The sequence below is a fragment of the Bacillus sp. TH50 genome, from assembly GCF_016650565.1.
GTDB lineage: Bacteria > Bacillota > Bacilli > Bacillales > Bacillaceae_G > Bacillus_A > Bacillus_A mycoides.
This window is the reverse complement of record NZ_JAEKFM010000003.1, coordinates 1,874,121-1,891,163: the sequence shown is the minus strand read 5'-3', so window position 1 is coordinate 1,891,163 and position 17,043 is coordinate 1,874,121. Positions and strand designations below refer to the sequence as shown.

The 17,043-nt window shown below is 36.6% G+C and carries 20 protein-coding genes; 16 read left to right on the top strand and 4 right to left on the bottom strand.

Translation table 11 applies throughout. The features are described from left to right. The first annotated feature begins 4 nt into the window (after positions 1-4). Positions 5-655 (top strand): YrrS family protein, encoded by a 651-nt coding sequence (locus JFU23_RS09830; RefSeq protein ID WP_002138429.1) that lies wholly within the window; start codon positions 5-7, stop codon positions 653-655. 34 nt (positions 656-689) lie between these two features. Here the strand turns inward: JFU23_RS09830 and JFU23_RS09825 are convergent, their stop codons facing one another. Beyond that, complete coding sequence (locus JFU23_RS09825; RefSeq protein WP_033672669.1) at positions 690-905, bottom strand: YrzA family protein; 216 nt, start codon at positions 903-905, stop codon at positions 690-692. 136 nt (positions 906-1,041) lie between these two features. Between JFU23_RS09825 and JFU23_RS09820 the strand changes: the two genes are divergently transcribed. From JFU23_RS09820 to JFU23_RS09760, 13 genes are all read left to right on the top strand, one after another. Beyond that, complete coding sequence (locus JFU23_RS09820) at positions 1,042-1,680, top strand: class I SAM-dependent DNA methyltransferase (RefSeq protein WP_002015267.1); 639 nt, start codon at positions 1,042-1,044, stop codon at positions 1,678-1,680. 14 nt (positions 1,681-1,694) lie between these two features. After that, complete coding sequence (mtnN, locus tag JFU23_RS09815) at positions 1,695-2,390, top strand: 5'-methylthioadenosine/S-adenosylhomocysteine nucleosidase (protein WP_002015266.1); 696 nt, start codon at positions 1,695-1,697, stop codon at positions 2,388-2,390. 82 nt (positions 2,391-2,472) lie between these two features. Then, the gene (locus tag JFU23_RS09810; RefSeq protein ID WP_002067263.1) at positions 2,473-3,396 is read left to right on the top strand and encodes an O-acetylserine dependent cystathionine beta-synthase; all 924 of its coding nucleotides are present in this window, start codon (positions 2,473-2,475) and stop codon (positions 3,394-3,396) included. Positions 3,397-3,399: 3 nt separating this feature from the next. Next, a complete protein-coding gene (locus JFU23_RS09805) occupies positions 3,400-4,533 on the top strand; it encodes a bifunctional cystathionine gamma-lyase/homocysteine desulfhydrase (protein WP_002067265.1) in 1,134 nt (377 codons plus the stop codon). Positions 4,534-4,793: 260 nt separating this feature from the next. Continuing rightward, on the top strand, positions 4,794-7,397 hold the full coding sequence (gene adhE, locus JFU23_RS09800; protein ID WP_201031808.1) for a bifunctional acetaldehyde-CoA/alcohol dehydrogenase: 2,604 nt from the start codon (positions 4,794-4,796) through the stop codon (positions 7,395-7,397). A gap of 126 nt (positions 7,398-7,523) precedes the next feature. Continuing rightward, a complete protein-coding gene (locus tag JFU23_RS09795) occupies positions 7,524-7,760 on the top strand; it encodes a YrhC family protein (RefSeq protein ID WP_002034123.1) in 237 nt (78 codons plus the stop codon). A gap of 147 nt (positions 7,761-7,907) precedes the next feature. Beyond that, positions 7,908-8,855, top strand: a complete 948-nt coding sequence (locus tag JFU23_RS09790) for an ABC transporter substrate-binding protein (protein ID WP_085312408.1) — start codon at positions 7,908-7,910, stop codon at positions 8,853-8,855. Between the two features lie 5 nt (positions 8,856-8,860). Then, positions 8,861-9,889, top strand: coding sequence for a FecCD family ABC transporter permease (locus tag JFU23_RS09785; protein WP_002015259.1), 1,029 nt, complete (start codon positions 8,861-8,863; stop codon positions 9,887-9,889). Next, positions 9,876-10,694, top strand: coding sequence for an ABC transporter ATP-binding protein (locus JFU23_RS09780; protein WP_201031807.1), 819 nt, complete (start codon positions 9,876-9,878; stop codon positions 10,692-10,694). Before JFU23_RS09785 ends, JFU23_RS09780 begins: the two co-directional genes overlap by 14 nt. Further along, on the top strand, positions 10,661-11,056 hold the full coding sequence (locus tag JFU23_RS09775; RefSeq protein WP_002129192.1) for an ankyrin repeat domain-containing protein: 396 nt from the start codon (positions 10,661-10,663) through the stop codon (positions 11,054-11,056). Before JFU23_RS09780 ends, JFU23_RS09775 begins: the two co-directional genes overlap by 34 nt. 294 nt (positions 11,057-11,350) lie before the next feature. Continuing rightward, positions 11,351-11,878 carry a GNAT family N-acetyltransferase gene (locus JFU23_RS09770; protein ID WP_002015253.1) on the top strand — a complete coding sequence of 176 codons (528 nt, stop codon included), beginning with the start codon at positions 11,351-11,353 and terminating at the stop codon, positions 11,876-11,878. Between the two features lie 58 nt (positions 11,879-11,936). Next, entirely contained in the window at positions 11,937-12,395 is a 459-nt protein-coding gene (locus JFU23_RS09765) for a GNAT family N-acetyltransferase (protein WP_002129190.1), read from the top strand. 110 nt (positions 12,396-12,505) lie between these two features. Beyond that, complete coding sequence (locus JFU23_RS09760; protein ID WP_002015250.1) at positions 12,506-12,883, top strand: hotdog family protein; 378 nt, start codon at positions 12,506-12,508, stop codon at positions 12,881-12,883. Between the two features lie 39 nt (positions 12,884-12,922). On the opposite strand, the gene JFU23_RS09755 is transcribed toward JFU23_RS09760, so the two are convergent. Then, positions 12,923-13,468 (bottom strand): helix-turn-helix domain-containing protein, encoded by a 546-nt coding sequence (locus tag JFU23_RS09755; RefSeq protein WP_002015249.1) that lies wholly within the window; start codon positions 13,466-13,468, stop codon positions 12,923-12,925. Positions 13,469-13,624: 156 nt separating this feature from the next. Between JFU23_RS09755 and JFU23_RS09750 the strand changes: the two genes are divergently transcribed. Beyond that, a complete protein-coding gene (locus tag JFU23_RS09750) occupies positions 13,625-14,029 on the top strand; it encodes a DoxX family protein (protein WP_002015248.1) in 405 nt (134 codons plus the stop codon). A gap of 21 nt (positions 14,030-14,050) precedes the next feature. After that, positions 14,051-14,908 carry a VOC family protein gene (locus tag JFU23_RS09745; protein ID WP_002143199.1) on the top strand — a complete coding sequence of 286 codons (858 nt, stop codon included), beginning with the start codon at positions 14,051-14,053 and terminating at the stop codon, positions 14,906-14,908. Positions 14,909-14,924: 16 nt separating this feature from the next. On the opposite strand, the gene JFU23_RS09740 is transcribed toward JFU23_RS09745, so the two are convergent. Further along, on the bottom strand, positions 14,925-15,239 hold the full coding sequence (locus JFU23_RS09740; RefSeq protein ID WP_002143198.1) for a 4a-hydroxytetrahydrobiopterin dehydratase: 315 nt from the start codon (positions 15,237-15,239) through the stop codon (positions 14,925-14,927). Beyond that, positions 15,220-16,974 carry an aromatic amino acid hydroxylase gene (locus JFU23_RS09735; protein ID WP_201031806.1) on the bottom strand — a complete coding sequence of 585 codons (1,755 nt, stop codon included), beginning with the start codon at positions 16,972-16,974 and terminating at the stop codon, positions 15,220-15,222. The genes JFU23_RS09740 and JFU23_RS09735 overlap by 20 nt, the downstream gene beginning before the upstream one ends. Positions 16,975-17,043 lie beyond the last annotated feature (69 nt).

Below are 17,043 nucleotides of genomic sequence, written 5' to 3'. Positions count from 1 at the left end.
AAGAATGGCAGGAGGATCTAGATTCCAACAGAAACAACAAAAACGTCGTCAAAACGGTGTTTTAAATATTGCAATCGCTATTGTATTAGTAGCAGTAGCTATTGTAGCATATCAATTGTTTGTTCCTGACACAAAAGAGCAAGCGTCTTCTAATGATAAAAAGGTAGCTCAGCAAACAACAAAAGAGAATAAAGCTGAGAAAGCTAAAGGTAAAGAAGAGCCGAAGAAGAATGAGCAAGATAAGACAGAGGCTAAGAAGAAGGAAGAAGAAGAGAAGCAAAAGGCTGAGGAAGAAAAGAAAAAAGCTGAAGAAGAAGCGAAAGCTAACGAGAAAGCACCAGCTGAAAAAACACAGTCACAGGCAACAGATGCTTATACGAAATCTTCTTGGAAGCCAGTAGGTACAGAGCAAGGTGCAACACCTGCGATGACGTTTAAAAAAGGTACAGCAGATTGGAATGAGATGAATCAAGCGATTTCAGCTGCAATTGACGTTCCAGTAAATCAATTAGTTATCCATAGAATTGGAAATAACGGTAAGAATAAAGCTTACGGTAACGTACAAGATAAACAATCAGGTAAAAAATATTATGTGAATATTGATTGGGTAGACAATGAGGGCTGGAAACCAGTACTTGTTCAAACTCTAAACTAAAAAGAGAGGCTCATTAGGAGCTTCTCTTTTTTAGTTAGCGTAATTTCTTTAATTTAAAATGAACAACCGCGCTATAATATGGTCTTTTGCTTTCGGGATCCATAACCATTTGATGCGAGATGTGATGAACTTCAAGCATAAGTGCTTTATTATTATCAATTTGTTCGTTAATTTTTTTTTCTAGAGAAACTAAGTTTGCAGCCTCGAAAAATTCCACTTTATCTTCTAACATTTCAAAGGTAAATGACACGAAGATGCCCCCTCTCCTATGTAATCAACTACAGTGTAACAAAGAAAAGAAGGAAATACCATGTACATTTCAATTGACATTTTTAGAAAGAGAGAATATCATACTGATAAAACCGATAAGAAAAAGGGGAATTTTTATGGGAACAGAATTTAATGGTTTATTTGATGAATGGGCTCATACGTACGACTCATTTGTACAAGGCGAAGATATACAATATAAAGAAGTTTTCGCCCATTATGAGGACATTTTAGAGGATGTAGTTAACAAGTCATTTGGCAACGTATTAGAATTCGGTGTTGGTACTGGCAATTTAACAAATAAATTATTACTTGCTGGTCGCACAGTTTACGGTATAGAACCGTCACGCGAAATGCGTACTATTGCAAAAGAGAAATTACCAAAAGAGTTTTCAATTACAGAGGGTGATTTTCTTTCATTTGAAGTCCCAAATTCAATCGATACTATTGTGAGCACTTACGCATTTCATCATTTAATAGATGAAGAAAAAGACGTAGCAATTGCGAAGTATAGTCAATTGCTAAACAAAGGTGGTAAAATAGTGTTTGCTGATACGATATTTGCAGATCAAGATGCATATGATAAAACTGTCGAAGTAGCAAAACAAAGAGGTTTTCATCAGTTAGCAAACGATTTGCAAACAGAATACTATACACGTATTCCGATCATGCAATCTATTTTTGAAAACAATGGCTTCCACGTAACGTTTACGAGATTAAATCATTTCGTTTGGGTAATGGAGGCAACTAAGCAATAGAAAGAGGGATTAGATTGAGAATTGCTGTAATTGGAGCAATGGAAGAAGAAGTACGTATTTTACGTGACAAACTAGAACAAGCAGAAACAGAAACTGTTGCAGGTTGTGAATTTACGAAAGGGCTATTGGCAGGACATGAAGTAATCTTGCTAAAGTCTGGTATTGGTAAAGTAAATGCAGCGATGTCAACGACAATTTTATTAGAAAAATATAAGCCTGAAAAAGTAATTAATACTGGTTCAGCTGGTGGATTCCATCACTCTCTAAATGTTGGTGATGTAGTTATTTCAACAGAAGTTCGTCACCATGACGTAGATGTAACAGCATTTAACTACGAATATGGTCAAGTGCCAGGAATGCCACCTGGATTTAAAGCTGATGAGGCATTAGTTGCATTAGCTGAGAAATGTATGCAGGCAGAAGAAAATATTCAAGTCGTAAAAGGTATGATTGCAACAGGTGATTCATTTATGAGTGATCCGAACCGCGTTGCAGCAATTCGTGATAAATTTGAAGACCTTTATGCAGTAGAAATGGAAGCAGCAGCTGTTGCGCAAGTATGCCACCAATATGAAGTTCCGTTTGTTATTATTCGCGCACTTTCTGATATTGCTGGTAAAGAATCAAATGTTTCATTTGATCAATTTTTAGATCAAGCAGCTCTTCATTCTACAAACTTTATCGTAAAAGTACTAGAAGAGTTAAAGTAATGTAACAAAAAGGCAACTGTCTCATATAAAGAAAATACATACAGTTGCCTTTTCTTTATTGGCAAATAAGGGGGAGAACACGATGAATGTATATCGTGGAGTTCATGAGTTGATTGGCCATACACCAATCGTAGAAATTACTCGTTTTTCACTTCCGAAAGGAGTCCGTTTATTTGCAAAGCTTGAATTTTACAACCCAGGCGGAAGCGTTAAGGATCGTTTAGGAAGAGAATTAATCGAAGATGCACTAGAAAAAGGGCTTGTTGCAGAGGGCGGAACAATTATTGAACCGACGGCTGGGAATACTGGCATTGGACTGGCACTTGCAGCGTTAGAACATGATTTACGCGTCATTGTTTGTGTACCAGAGAAATTTAGTATTGAAAAACAAGAATTAATGAAAGCGCTAGGTGCAACGGTCGTGCATACACCGACTGAGCAAGGAATGACCGGCGCAATTGCAAAGGCAAAAGAATTAGTAAATGAAATACCGAATTCATACTCTCCAAGTCAGTTTGCGAATGAAGCAAACCCTCGTGCTTATTTCAAAACATTAGGTCCTGAACTTTGGGATGCATTGAATGGAGAAATTAACATATTTGTTGCAGGGGCAGGAACTGGCGGTACGTTTATGGGAACTGCGTCTTATTTAAAAGAGAAAAACATTGATATTAAGACGGTTATTGTAGAACCAGAAGGATCTATTTTAAATGGTGGTAAAGCTGGTTCACATGAAACAGAAGGGATTGGTCTTGAATTCATCCCGCCATTTTTAAAAACATCTTATTTTGATGAAATTCATACAATTTCTGATCGACATGCATTTTTACGAGTGAAAGAGTTAGCGCAAAAAGAAGGCCTTCTCGTTGGGAGCTCTTCAGGAGCAGCGTTTCATGCAAGCTTACTTGAGGCAGAGAAAGCAGCACCAGGTACGAATATTGTAACGATTTTTCCTGATAGTAGTGAGCGCTATTTAAGTAAAGACATATACAAAGGATGGGAATAAAAAATGAGAGCAAAGACAAAATTAATTCATGGTATTCGCATAGGAGAACCTTCAACTGGATCTGTAAACGTACCGATTTATCAAACAAGTACGTACAAACAAGAAGCAGTTGGTAAGCATCAAGGATATGAATATTCACGTACAGGCAACCCAACACGTGCAGCTTTAGAAGAAATGATTGCTGTATTAGAAAACGGTCATGCTGGATTTGCATTTGGTTCAGGAATGGCTGCTATTACAGCAACAATTATGTTGTTCTCAAAAGGTGACCACGTCATTTTAACAGATGATGTTTATGGCGGAACGTACCGTGTTATTACGAAAGTATTAAACCGCTTCGGTATTGAGCATACATTTGTAGATACAACAAACCTAGAGGAAGTTGTAGAAGCGATTCGTCCAAATACGAAAGCGATTTATGTAGAAACACCAACGAACCCATTACTAAAAATTACTGATATTAAGAAAATATCTGCTCTTGCTAAAGAGAAAGATTTATTAACAATTATTGATAACACATTCATGACGCCATATTGGCAGTCGCCAATTTCTTTAGGAGCAGACATTGTGCTTCATAGTGCAACGAAATATTTAGGAGGACATAGTGACGTAGTTGCAGGCCTAGTAGTTGTAAATAGCCCGCAATTAGCAGAAGACCTTCACTTTGTACAAAACTCAACAGGAGGTATTCTTGGCCCACAAGATAGCTTCTTACTACTTCGTGGTTTAAAAACATTAGGAATTCGTATGGAAGAACATGAAACGAATTCACGTGCGATTGCCGAGTTTTTAAATAACCATCCAAAAGTAAATAAAGTATATTATCCAGGTCTTGAATCCCATCAAAACCATGAACTAGCAACAGAACAAGCAAATGGATTTGGTGCTATCATCTCATTTGATGTAGATAGTGCGGAAACGTTGAATAAAGTACTTGAGAAACTGCAATACTTTACACTTGCTGAAAGCTTAGGAGCAGTAGAAAGTTTAATTTCTATCCCATCTCAAATGACACATGCATCAATCCCAGCAGATCGCCGTAAAGAATTAGGAATTACAGATACATTAATTCGTATCTCTGTCGGAATTGAAGATGGTGAAGATTTAATTGAAGATTTAGCACAAGCGCTAGCATAATAAAAATGCACTGCTAATGTAGAGCAGTGCATTTTTATTATATTAACTTGTGAAACATTTCACAAATTAGACATACACAAATGAAATGATTTCATGTATATTGAATTCATGAAATGTTATTCACGAATAAACTTGTGAAATGTTTCACAAACAATGAGATTCATGTAGGACGGTAACTCTATTTTTTTTCGCTAATCGGGACTTGTTATGACCTATAGGGACTTATAAAGACCGTGATAACAGAATAGGAGGAAATTTACATGGTAGTCAAAGAGAAAGTTGTAAATGAAATGCAAGAGGTAAAAGAGATGATTGATACGTTAGTAAATAACGGTCAAAAAGCTTTACAAGCATTAGAAAGTTTTACACAAGAGCAAATTGACAACATTGTTCATGAAATGGCGCTTGCGGGTGTCGATCAACATATGCCGCTTGCGAAGTTGGCTGTTGAAGAAACGGGCCGTGGCGTATATGAAGATAAATGCATTAAAAATATTTTTGCCACTGAATATATTTGGCATAGTATAAAGAAAGATAAAACGGTAGGAATTATTCATGAAGATCCTCATGAAGAAATAATAGAAATCGCAGAACCTGTCGGTGTAGTAGCTGGGGTAACGCCAGTAACGAACCCAACATCGACAACAATGTTTAAAGCATTAATCGCGATAAAAACGAGAAATCCAATTATTTTCGCATTTCATCCTTCTGCACAAAACTGTTCCGTTGCAGCGGCAAAAACAGTATATGATGCAGCAGTGAAAGCTGGTGCACCAAAGCATTGTATTCAATGGATTGAAAGACCTTCTGTGGAAGCAACGAAACAATTAATGAACCATGATGGTGTCGCACTCGTTCTAGCAACTGGAGGGGCTGGTATGGTGAAATCGGCTTATTCTACTGGTAAACCCGCGCTAGGTGTAGGGCCAGGTAATGTACCATGTTATATAGAGAAATCGGCACATGTAAAACGTGCTGTTAATGATTTGATTTTATCGAAAACATTTGATAACGGTATGATTTGTGCGTCAGAACAAGCCATCATTGTAGATAAGGAAATCTATAATGATGTTAAAGCAGAAATGATTGCAAATAATTGTTATTTTGTAACAGAGGAAGAGAGAAAGAAATTAGAAAAGCTTGTTATTAATGAAAATACATGTGCAGTAAATAGTGATATTGTTGGGAAATCAGCACAGTATATTGCTGAATTAGTAGGAATTACTGTACCTGAACATACAAAAATGCTTGTAGCTGAAATTAAAGGCATCGGAGCAGCGTATCCACTATCTCGTGAGAAACTGAGCCCAGTGTTAGCTTGTGTAAAAGCAAATTCATTAGAAGAAGGATTTACATATTGCGAAGAAATGTTAGAGCTTGGTGGCCTAGGGCATTCAGCGGTTATCCATTCTACAAATAAAGAAGTACAAAAACAATTTGGGTTACGTATGAAAGCCTGCCGTCTCATTGTAAATGCACCTTCATCACAAGGTGGAATTGGTGATATATATAATGGATTTATTCCATCACTTACGCTTGGTTGTGGCTCCTACGGGAAAAACTCAGTTTCCCAAAACGTAACGGCGACTCATTTATTAAATATAAAAAGGTTGGCAAATAGAAAAAAGAATATGCAGTGGTTCAAATTACCACCCAAAATTTATTTTGAAAAACATGCGACAGCATATTTAGCAAACATGCCTAACATTTCCCGTGCATTTATTGTAACGGATCCAGGGATGGTTGAGCACGGTTATGTAGATACAGTTACGCACTATTTACGTAAGCATGCAAATGATGTGAAAGTTGAAGTTTTCTTTGAAGTTGAGCCAGATCCATCAGATGAAACTGTATTTAAAGGTGCGGACATGATGAAAAGCTTTAAACCAGATGTAATTATCGCGCTTGGTGGCGGTTCAGCTATGGATGCAGCAAAAGGGATGTGGCTATTCTATGAGCACCCAGAAACGACATTCTATGGAATAAAACAGAAGTTTTTAGATATAAGAAAACGTACATGTAAGTATCCGAACTTGGGAAATAAAGCACAATTTGTTGCCATTCCAACAACATCAGGGACGGGATCAGAAGTGACGCCATTTGCGGTTATTACAGATAAGAAAAATAATATTAAATACCCGCTTGCGGATTATGAATTAACACCAGATGTAGCGATTGTTGATCCGCAATTTGTAATGACAGTACCACCTCATGTGACGGCAGATACTGGTATGGACGTATTAACACATGCAATTGAAGCGTATGTGTCTGTTCTGGCAAATGACTATACTGATGGTTTAGCATTAAAAGCAATTGATCTCGTATTTAAATATTTACCGAGAGCATATAAAGATGGAAATGATGAAGAAGCACGAGAAAAAATGCATAATGCTTCCGCAATCGCAGGGATGGCATTTGCAAATGCTTTCCTAGGTATTAATCATAGTTTAGCGCATAAAATTGGACCGGAATTCCATATTCCGCATGGACGTGCGAATGCAATTCTTATGCCGCACGTAGTTCGCTATAATGCTATTAAGCCAAGAAAACACGCATTGTTCCCAAAATATGAGCACTTTGTGGCTGATGAACGCTATGAACATATTGCGAGAATGCTCGGGCTTCCAGCAAGCTCAACAGCGGAAGGTGTGGAATCACTCGTCCAAGCAATTATTGAGCTTGGAAAAAGCTTAAATATAAATATGAGTATTGCAGGACAAGGAGTTGCTAAAGACCAATTTGAAGGGGGTGTTGGATTATTAGCAGAAAGAGCTTTTGAAGATCAATGTACAACAGCTAATCCAAAATTACCGCTCATTTCAGAGCTGAAAGAAATCTATATGGAAGCATATAAAGGCGTATAATAGATAAAAAAGAGCCGCGAGTAAGCGGCTCTTTTTTACTTTGGAAAACATCTCCCAGATTGGTTCTATTTACTTGTCTTTAAGCTTGATAGAATGTGATAAAGTGAGGATGGGAGTGATAAGCAGATGAAAGAATTACAAGAAAAAATAGCAGATTATACCCGGTTTGCACAAGTACTTTTAGCTATAAGTACATTTTTAATGATCGGTTTATTAATTCCAAGTGGAATAAAAAGTATGGTACAGTCTTTTGTTATGATGGGGAGTATTATTGTATTTTTAGTTCTTGCTTTTTTCTTCTTTAAGCGTGTTAGAACGATGCGTGATCAATTAGAGGAGAGCGAATATGAAGAAAATTGTTAAATAGGGCGCTACGAAAAGAAGAAATCTTTTTGTAGCGTTTTTTCATTTTTGTAGAAAATGTATGCGTTTCATATTGACAATGATAATCCTTATCAATTAAAGTAGAATAGTAGTTAATGATTATTATTATCAATTAGAGGTGAAAGAATGAACAAATCTATTACGCTGTTCACAGCGATCTTATCTATTTTTTTCTTATTAATAGGTTGCAGTGCAAAAGAAAACGAAAAAGCATCCGCAACAAAAACAGACAAAGGAACAGACAAAATCGAAATTACCGATCTCTCAGACAGAAAGATAACATTCAATAAAGTTCCTGAAATTTTTGCTACGTTGAGTATGGGAGACATGGATATTATTCATGCTTTAGGTGGAAAAATAGTAGGTCGTCCGGATACAAAATTAACTCTCCCAGAGGAATTAAAGAAAGCACAAGTAATCGGGAATGCACATCAACCGAATTTTGAGCAAATTGCTAGTTTAAAACCGGATGTACTTGTTGCTAACAATGGATTCCAAAAGAACATTCCAACGGTCGAAGGACAAGGAACAAAAGTAATCATTTCTTCAGCCAACTCTGTAAAAGATATTCAAAAGGGTATTGAAATATATGGAACAGTAATGAAGAAAGAAGATAAAGCAAAAGAGCTTAACCAAAAAATTAATGATCAAATGAAGAAATATGAGAAAAAGAGTGACGTTAAAGCGTTGCTAGTTTATGGAGCACCAGGCACTTATTTAGCAGCATTACCAACATCTCTATCAGGGGATATTTTAGAAAAAACAGGCGGGAAAAATATCGCAGCTAGTTTTCCAGAAATGAAAGAGTATCCGCAATATGCACAGCTAAGTGTAGAACGTATTATTGAAGCAAATCCAGATGTGATTTATTTAATTACACATGGAGATCCCAATAGTGTGAAAAAAGCATTTGAAGGCGAAATGATGAAAAATGAAGCATGGAAAAATTTAGATGCAGTAAAACAAAATCGTGTAGTTATTTTACCACCAGATTTATTTGGATCAAATCCTGGGACAAAAGTTACAGAAGCGATGGACTTTATGTATAAAAGTATACAAGATGTAAGGAAATGATAAGTATGGAGAGTAGTGAAATAGTAAGAGAAAAGGAACATCCTTTTGCGAGAAAAAGGTGGATAATAACAGTTACTTTAGTCGTATTAACTGTTCTAGGTCTTTTTTATGGCCTTTTTGCAGGGAGCTTATCTTTTTCTTTACGAGACATTATAGAAGGTATACAAGATGAAGGTTCGACAGTTCATCGAATTGTATGGGATCTTCGTATACCGAGAGTGCTCGTTGGTTTTATAGTAGGAACGTGTTTAGCTGCATCAGGAGCATTATTGCAAGGGGTTATGAGAAATCCTCTTGCAGATCCTGGAATTATCGGAGTTTCATCAGGAGCAGGTCTTGTAGCAATTATAATCATGATTTTATTTCCTCAACATATGGCATTCTTACCACTAGGAGCGTTTTTAGGAGCTTTTATTACAGCAATGGTCATTTACGCACTATCATGGCAAAAGGGGGCGCCACCTTCACGAATTGTATTAGTAGGTGTTTCAATAAACGCCTTAATTGGTGCAGCGACTTCAGCGCTAATGTTATTACATAGCGACAAAGTACAATCAGTTTTACCGTGGTTAGCTGGTGGTATTGGTGGTGTTAGTTGGGCACATTTAAATATGATTATTTACTATGCGATATTCGCTATTATATTAGCTTTCTTCGGTATTAAACATATTCGAGTATTAATGCTTGGGGATGAAATGGCAAAATTATTAGGGTATAACGTGGAAAGAAGTCGGTTTTATTTAATAGTAGTAAGTACAATGTTAGCTGGAATAGCAGTTAGTGTTTCTGGTCTTATTGGATTTGTCGGTCTTGTTGTACCGCATATGTTACGTTTATTAGTTGGAAATGACTATAAATATTTACTGCCATTATCATGCCTTGGCGGTGGGATATTACTTGTTTTTGCGGATGCGATAGCTCGAAGTTGGTTCGATCCAATCGAATTGCCTGTTGGTATTTTATTGTCCTTCTTAGGTGGTCCGTTCTTCTTATATTTAATCCATAGAGGAGGAAAACAACGTGATTTCCGTTAACGAAGTGTTTTACGCACATTCTGAAAGATTTCAAATGCAAAATATGAATGTACATATTAAAGCTGGAGAAATCGTTAGTTTAATCGGCCCGAATGGATCGGGGAAATCTACTTTGCTTCGTTTAATAGCACGGCTACTTAAACAAAGCGAAGGAGACATCATTTTAGATGGGGAAAATATTTATACGATGAAGAGTGCAGATGTAGCGAAGCAATTAGCGATGTTACCACAAATGCACGATCATCAATTAGATTTAACAGTGAAAGAACTAATAGAGTTCGGAAGAGGTCCTCATAAATCATGGAGTAGTCGCTTAAATAAAGAAGATGAAGAAATTGTTGATTGGGCATTGTCTGTTACAAAGCTTGAAGGGTATGAATATCGTCTTTTACAATCCTTATCAGGAGGAGAAAGGCAACGTGCTTGGATTGCAATGACGCTTGCACAACGCACAAATGTCTTACTATTAGATGAACCAACAACCTTTTTAGATATCGTCCATCAGTTAGAAGTAATGGAACTTGTTAAACGATTAAACGAAGAGTTTGGTATGACGATTGTAATGGTTTTACATGATATTAATCAAGCGGCTCAATATAGCGATCGTTTACTCGTATTAAAACAAGGGAAGATTCAGTATGATGGCGTACCAGAAGAAGTACTATGTCATCAAATGTTTCAGCGTGTATTTGGAATTGAAGTTGATATATTCCAAGGGAGTGACAAGCCATTTTTTACACCGAAACGAATTTGTGAAAAGGGAGAAGAGAGATGCAAACAGACGAGCGTATTACCACTGAGTTAGTAAGGGAATTTGTTATGGCAGCTCACGGAGATCTAGAAAGAGTACAGGAGCTTTTGGCCGAATCACCGAGCTTACTTCATGCTTCTTATAATTGGGGTGGCTCAGATTGGGAAAGTGCCTTAGGAGCAGCGGCCCATGTAGGCCGTAAAGATATTGCTCTTTATTTACTGGAAAAGGGAGCTCGGATGGATATTTTTGCAGCAGCTATGCTGGGTGAACTTGAAGTCGTACAAGCCATTTTAGTAGCACAACCAGAAGCATTACGTGCATCTGGCCCACATGGCATCTCTCTTCTTCAACATGCACGAATGGGTGGAGAAAAAGCTCAGCGTGTATTTGAGTACTTAACAGTGCTTTCTTAATGACCGCAAAGTTCTTATGTGCGGTAAACTTTCCACTCAAAGGATTGGAAGGTTTACCGCCCGTTAGAACGGGATAAGTATCTAGTATATTTGAAAATCCTACACCCCCTCAATTGTAGTTTTCTTTATACTAGTTATGATATGGATGCAGTAGACACTCTTTTGTCTACTGCTTTTTTTTGATATAATACACTTTTATAAGATTGAATTTTCTTTCTTTTTGGTAACTTTCTTGATATGAATTATTCAACACTTACGTAGTTTGAAATATGTTGTTATGTAATGAGGTTCAAAATGATGGGAGTGAATAAAAGAGTGTTCCATACAGATCGCTTACAATTTCGCAAATATACAATGGATGATTTACCATTTTATGCTTCTTTATGGGGGGATGAGAAGGTAATGCGCTATATTGGAAATGGAACGTTAAAAACATTTATGCAATGTAAAAAAAGTTTGGAGGAGAGGGTACTTCCAAATTATAAAAATGGTCTCGGTTTATTTGTAATGATTGAAAAGGAAACAGGGATAAGAATTGGTCATGCAGGACTTGTCAAGCAGAAGGTAGATGGAAAAGAGGAAATTGAGATTGGCTATTGGCTACTTCCTAAATATTGGGGGAAAGGGTATGCGAAAGAGGCTGCGGCGGCTTTTCGAGACTATGGTTTTCAAGCATTACAAATGAATAAATTAATTTCACTTATTAATCCGAACCACCCAGCTTCAATATTTGTTGCTAGAAAAACAGGGCTTAGTTATGAGAAAACAACTTCATTTCATGAGATGGATGTTCTCGTTTATTCCATTAAGCGGGTTGGATGAAAAAAGGTGAATTGCATTTTTTGGAGAATGGTATATAAAAAATAAAAGGAGGGATTACATGTATATTTATCATAATGGACTAATTATTCGTGAAGGAACGAATGGAGTGCCAGCATATGCGATTAAGACATTATTTGAAGATGCTGGCTGGAGCAATGATAATATCCCTTCTTGGCAAATTGAAAAGTTTACGATTGCATTTGAAAATTCAACATGGGCTTTCACAATTTGGGATGAAGAAGAAATGGTCGCGATGGTTAGAGTGATTTCTGATCAAATCATGGTTGCTAACATAGTAAATTTAGTTGTGAAGTGTGAGTATAGGGGGAAAGGGTTAGGTAAGAAACTTGTAGCTCTTTGTTTACAAAAGCTTCCGCATGGCGATTGGTTTGCGCATACGTCCGCTAACAATTTTGATTTTTATAGAAGTTGTGATTTTGAAGTAAGAGAGTTATCAAGAAATGGAACATGTGCGTACTATGGGTATCAAGTGGCAAAAGAGGAAGGGCATCGATAACTTATAAGGTAATAAAGAAAAAGGATTGCTATTTTAATAATATAAACTGAACTGAGACTCATTTTGTGATAAAATAAAAGAAAATTCAGTTTATTAAACGGGGGATAAAAATGAATGTAAAAGTTGGGGATATATTTAAATACGAAAGAAGATTTACCGAGGAAGAAGTTTTTGAATTTGCAAATATTACAGGCGATAAAGGTAGACATCATATGGAATATGATGAGAATGGACGATTAATGGTCCATGGTTTATTGACTGCTAGCATTGGGACGAAAGTAGGCGAAGAGTTACATTACATAGCGAGGGAATTAGTAAGTGAGTTTATTAGACCAGTTTTTACAGGGGATACGGTTACTTGTGAATTAACTTTAACAAATATTGAGCAAATGGAAGGATATAAAAAGGTTTCAATTGAGTCAGTTTATCGCAATCAACATGAAAAGACCGTACTAGTTGGGACGAGTTATGGAATTATAAGGGAATAAAAAAGAAGCCTGTTACGAAACAGGCTTCTTTTTTATCGTTTAGTAAACACGTTTTCGATTTTCCGCATGACTAGAGATAAGTAATAATGCAGATTCTTCACCTATATTGCGAACAATATGAGGAACGCATGCATTCCAAGAGAAAGAATCACCTTCTTCTACAATCGCAATATCTTCTCCATGTTGAACTTCTAGTTTTCCGCGTAATACAAGATGACACTCTTCACCTTCATGAGCATTTGGTGAGTTTTCTTTCGGGAATCCGGCAGAAATTTCTACTAGAGATAGGCGGAGACCACCTTGCTCCGCAACATGTTCAATTCTTTGTTCATCTTTTCCATACACACTGTATTTACGCTCTTCTTTTTTTACAATTTTCAAACGATCTTTTTGTTCTAACAATAAATATGGAAGGGGAACATTTAAAAAATTAGCGATCATTTCTAAAGTTGAGATAGATGGTGATGTTTTATTGTTTTCAACCTGACTCATAAAGCCTTTAGAAAGACCTGTTCCTTCACAAATTTGGGCAATCGTAATTCCTCTACGTTGACGAATTTCACGAATCGCAGAACCGATATTCATAAAATCATGCTCCTTTTTGTAAACAACTATTTGTATCATAGCAAAAAAAAAATATTTTTTCTCATGAAAAATGAATTGACGAATAAAAATAATTAGTGTATGTTTTGTAATGTAAATAAAAGTTTTGTATAACAAAACTATAAAGGAGAGAAAGAAATGAATCAACATATTGGTAACTTAATTATTCGTATCGTGTTAGGGGTAACGTTCTTTATGCACGGTTTAACAAAATTCCAATCAGGAATTGACAATATTGCAGGGTGGTTTACAAGCATTGGTTTACCAGGAGGACTTGCATACGGTGTAGCAACAGTTGAATTAGTTGGAGGTCTATTGTTAATTCTAGGTTTAGGCGTAAGGTATATTGGCTTATTATTTGCACTTGTTATGGTTGGAGCGATTGTGAAAGTAAAATGGTCAGCTGGTTTGTTAGGAGACGGGAAAAATCCTGGATTTGAGTTAGAACTTGCATTATTAGCGATGGGTGCTTACTTATTTGTTGCGAAAGCTAATGGTTTTGTAGATAATTTCTTAAAAGAGAAAATGTTAAAGAAGAATTAATTAAAATGGGGGTATAACAAAATGGGCTTTCCACTTCATCCCGAAACAACACTTGGGGTTGTTCATTTATATGTATCAAATTTAAAGAAATCGCTAGAGTTTTATACAGAAGTATTGCGTATGAAGGTACTGGAAGAAAAAAGTACAATCGTTACGTTTGGTAATGAGGACAATGAGCCACTTCTCATAATAGAAGAAAAGGAAGACGCTCTTCCGAAGCAAAGAGGTCGAACTGGTTTATATCACTATGCAATTTTATTACCAAACAGACAAGACTTAGCAAATATTCTTCGTCATTTTGTTGAGAGAGTACACCCATTACATGGTGGGGCTGACCATTACTTTAGTGAAGCTCTTTATTTAGCTGATCCAGATGGAAACGGGATTGAAATTTATCATGATCGCCAAAAAGAAGTTTGGCATGATGAAAATGGAGAGTTACCATTTGTTAGTAACCCGTTAGACGGCGAAGGATTATTACAGCAAGGAAATACATGGAATGGATTCCCGGCTGGTACTGTGATGGGGCACATTCATTTACATGTAGCTGACTTAGAAGAAGCGAAACGTTTCTATGTTGATGGCCTTGGTTTTGATGTAACGATTCCAGCTCGTAATGGAGCGTTGTTCGTATCAGCAGGTGGTTATCATCACCATATCGGTTTAAATACATGGCAGGGTGAAGGTATACCACCACAAATGCCAAATTCCGTTGGTTTGAAATATTTCACAATTGTACTAGCAGATGAAAAACAAAAAGAGCAAGTGTGTGAAAGTTTAAAATATATTGGCGTAGTTGCTACGTATAAAGATGGAATATTACAGGCCAAGGATCCGTTTGGACATTGTATACATTTTAAAGTGAAAGGAGAAGCCTAAAAAGGCTTCTCTTTTTTCACTTTCTTATAATAGCTTTTTCATTTTGTAAAAATAGGTCATCAAATTGCTTTGCAAGGTCAAAATCTAGTTTCGTTAAACCTTTTGCATTCCATGATGACAAAGTAATAATGACTGCTTTATACTGGATAAGGATAAATGGGTGGTGATTATGTTCTTCTGATAGTTTGGCGGCTTCAGAGACAAATTCGACTCCTTTTAAGTAGTCGGAAAACATATATTTTCTTTCAATCCATTTTTCATCTTTCACTGTCCATTTATCCAGCTTTGTTAATTCCTCTTGTACTTCTTCATTAGTTAATCGTAGCATCACTTTTCACATCCTTTACCTGCAGTAACGCAAGACCATTGTTAATAAGACGTGTTACAGATTCTTCAGTTGTGAAAGTAGAAAGTTGTTGTAATAAAGCTGCTGATGCTTCGTGACCTTTGTTATGTTCTAAAAGCAATTCTAAAATTTCAAGACGAAGCAACCATTCTTTCGGATAAAATTTATTTAATACTTCTTGAATAGCTATTAATTGATCAGTATGAGTATCGTGTAAAATACTATCGTTACGTATATCTCGAACTGTTTGATACATACGTTCAAGCTTATTCAGTACAAGTGGATCAGGCGTTTCTTGTACTTCTTCATTCATCGGGAAAAATGCAGCCGCATCTGCCGCTCCTGGGAATACAGAAGTGATTTGTGAGCCGACAGCCATATCAAATGCTCCCCATGAAGGATCAAATAATAAGCGATCTTTATGAGTAACTGCACAATTTATAAAGGAGATAAGAGCAATTTTTTTATCATTCTTTACAATGTCTGTTACTGTTCCTTTTACATGAATGCCACTTGCAAAAGTAAACTCTGCACTGCTTCCAATTGTAATGCCTAATGATTGTAATTGTTCTTCTGTACAATTTTCTAATGAAATATCTCCATCTAGTAATCCGATTGGTGTCCCGAATCCATCGCTGTGCACAGATGTAGAATGATTTGCTAGTTGTTTATTATGAATTGCTAATGCAGTTGGTGAGCTTGTTCGTGTGTAAATAACTTCACCAGTATCATTTTTAATTGTCTCTGTAAATGTACCCGTAATTTGTAATCCACTACTTAGCTCAGTTGTAGCATGATTTTCGGAGCGGATTGCTTTTTCTAATCCTTCTGTTCCACCTGTTTTAAATGCCATCGTTGTAGAGAACTGCTCAAGGGCCTCAGTCAATTCTTCAAATGATTCACAAACAAATAGCTGTGGTTGCATTTTTGTTACATCATAAGTTGTCCCGGTGCAAGCTTCAATTGAGAATGGGACTTTCTTTACAGCGTTTGTTAAGCAATGCTTACTTTCACCGACAGAGGAAAGGAGACCAGCACCGTAAATTTTCGGATCATTTATATTGCCGATTAAGCCGTATTCCACTGTCCACCAGAATAAACGTGAAATTTGTTCTGCTTCTGATAAACCAGAAACTAAGTTTTGTTTTTCGATTACAGCATTTTCAGCAACTGTAACTTCTTCAGGTGTAGAAGTAGGGCTTTCTTTTACGATCGTTAATGTACGAACGGCTTCAAAAGCATCATGTTCTTCTTTTGTGGAGAAAGCTTTCGCTCCAATTTGTCCAAAGCGTTTCACATATTTTGCATATGTAGAATCAAGCAAAATCGGTGCGTGGCCTGCAGCTTCATGAACGATATCAGGAGCGGGTGTATACTCGATATTTTCTACTTTACGAATATCTGTTGCGATTGGTAGTAATCCATGCCCCTGAAAATCGAAGAATGCGACGCCGGGAATAAGTCCGTCAATCGTTACGGCACCCCAGCCGCTTGGTGCTAAACAGTCATTCATTTCTTCTACTTTTGGAATTGCATCTATATTAATACCAGATGATTGTAGTCCGTTAACATAGGATGGATGAGCAACATCTTTTAAGAAGCTATGGTTTTGTCTCATAATGTAACGCCAAACAGCGTGATTCACCGGTGTGTATTGATCATAATGCTGTGTGGATACGAATGGTTTTAAATGTGATGGAATTTCTTTTTTCTTTGTCATTTAGACGTCCTCCTTTTTCTCTATAAAAATGAATACCAGTTTTATATAGCTTGTACCACCTCCTTTCAG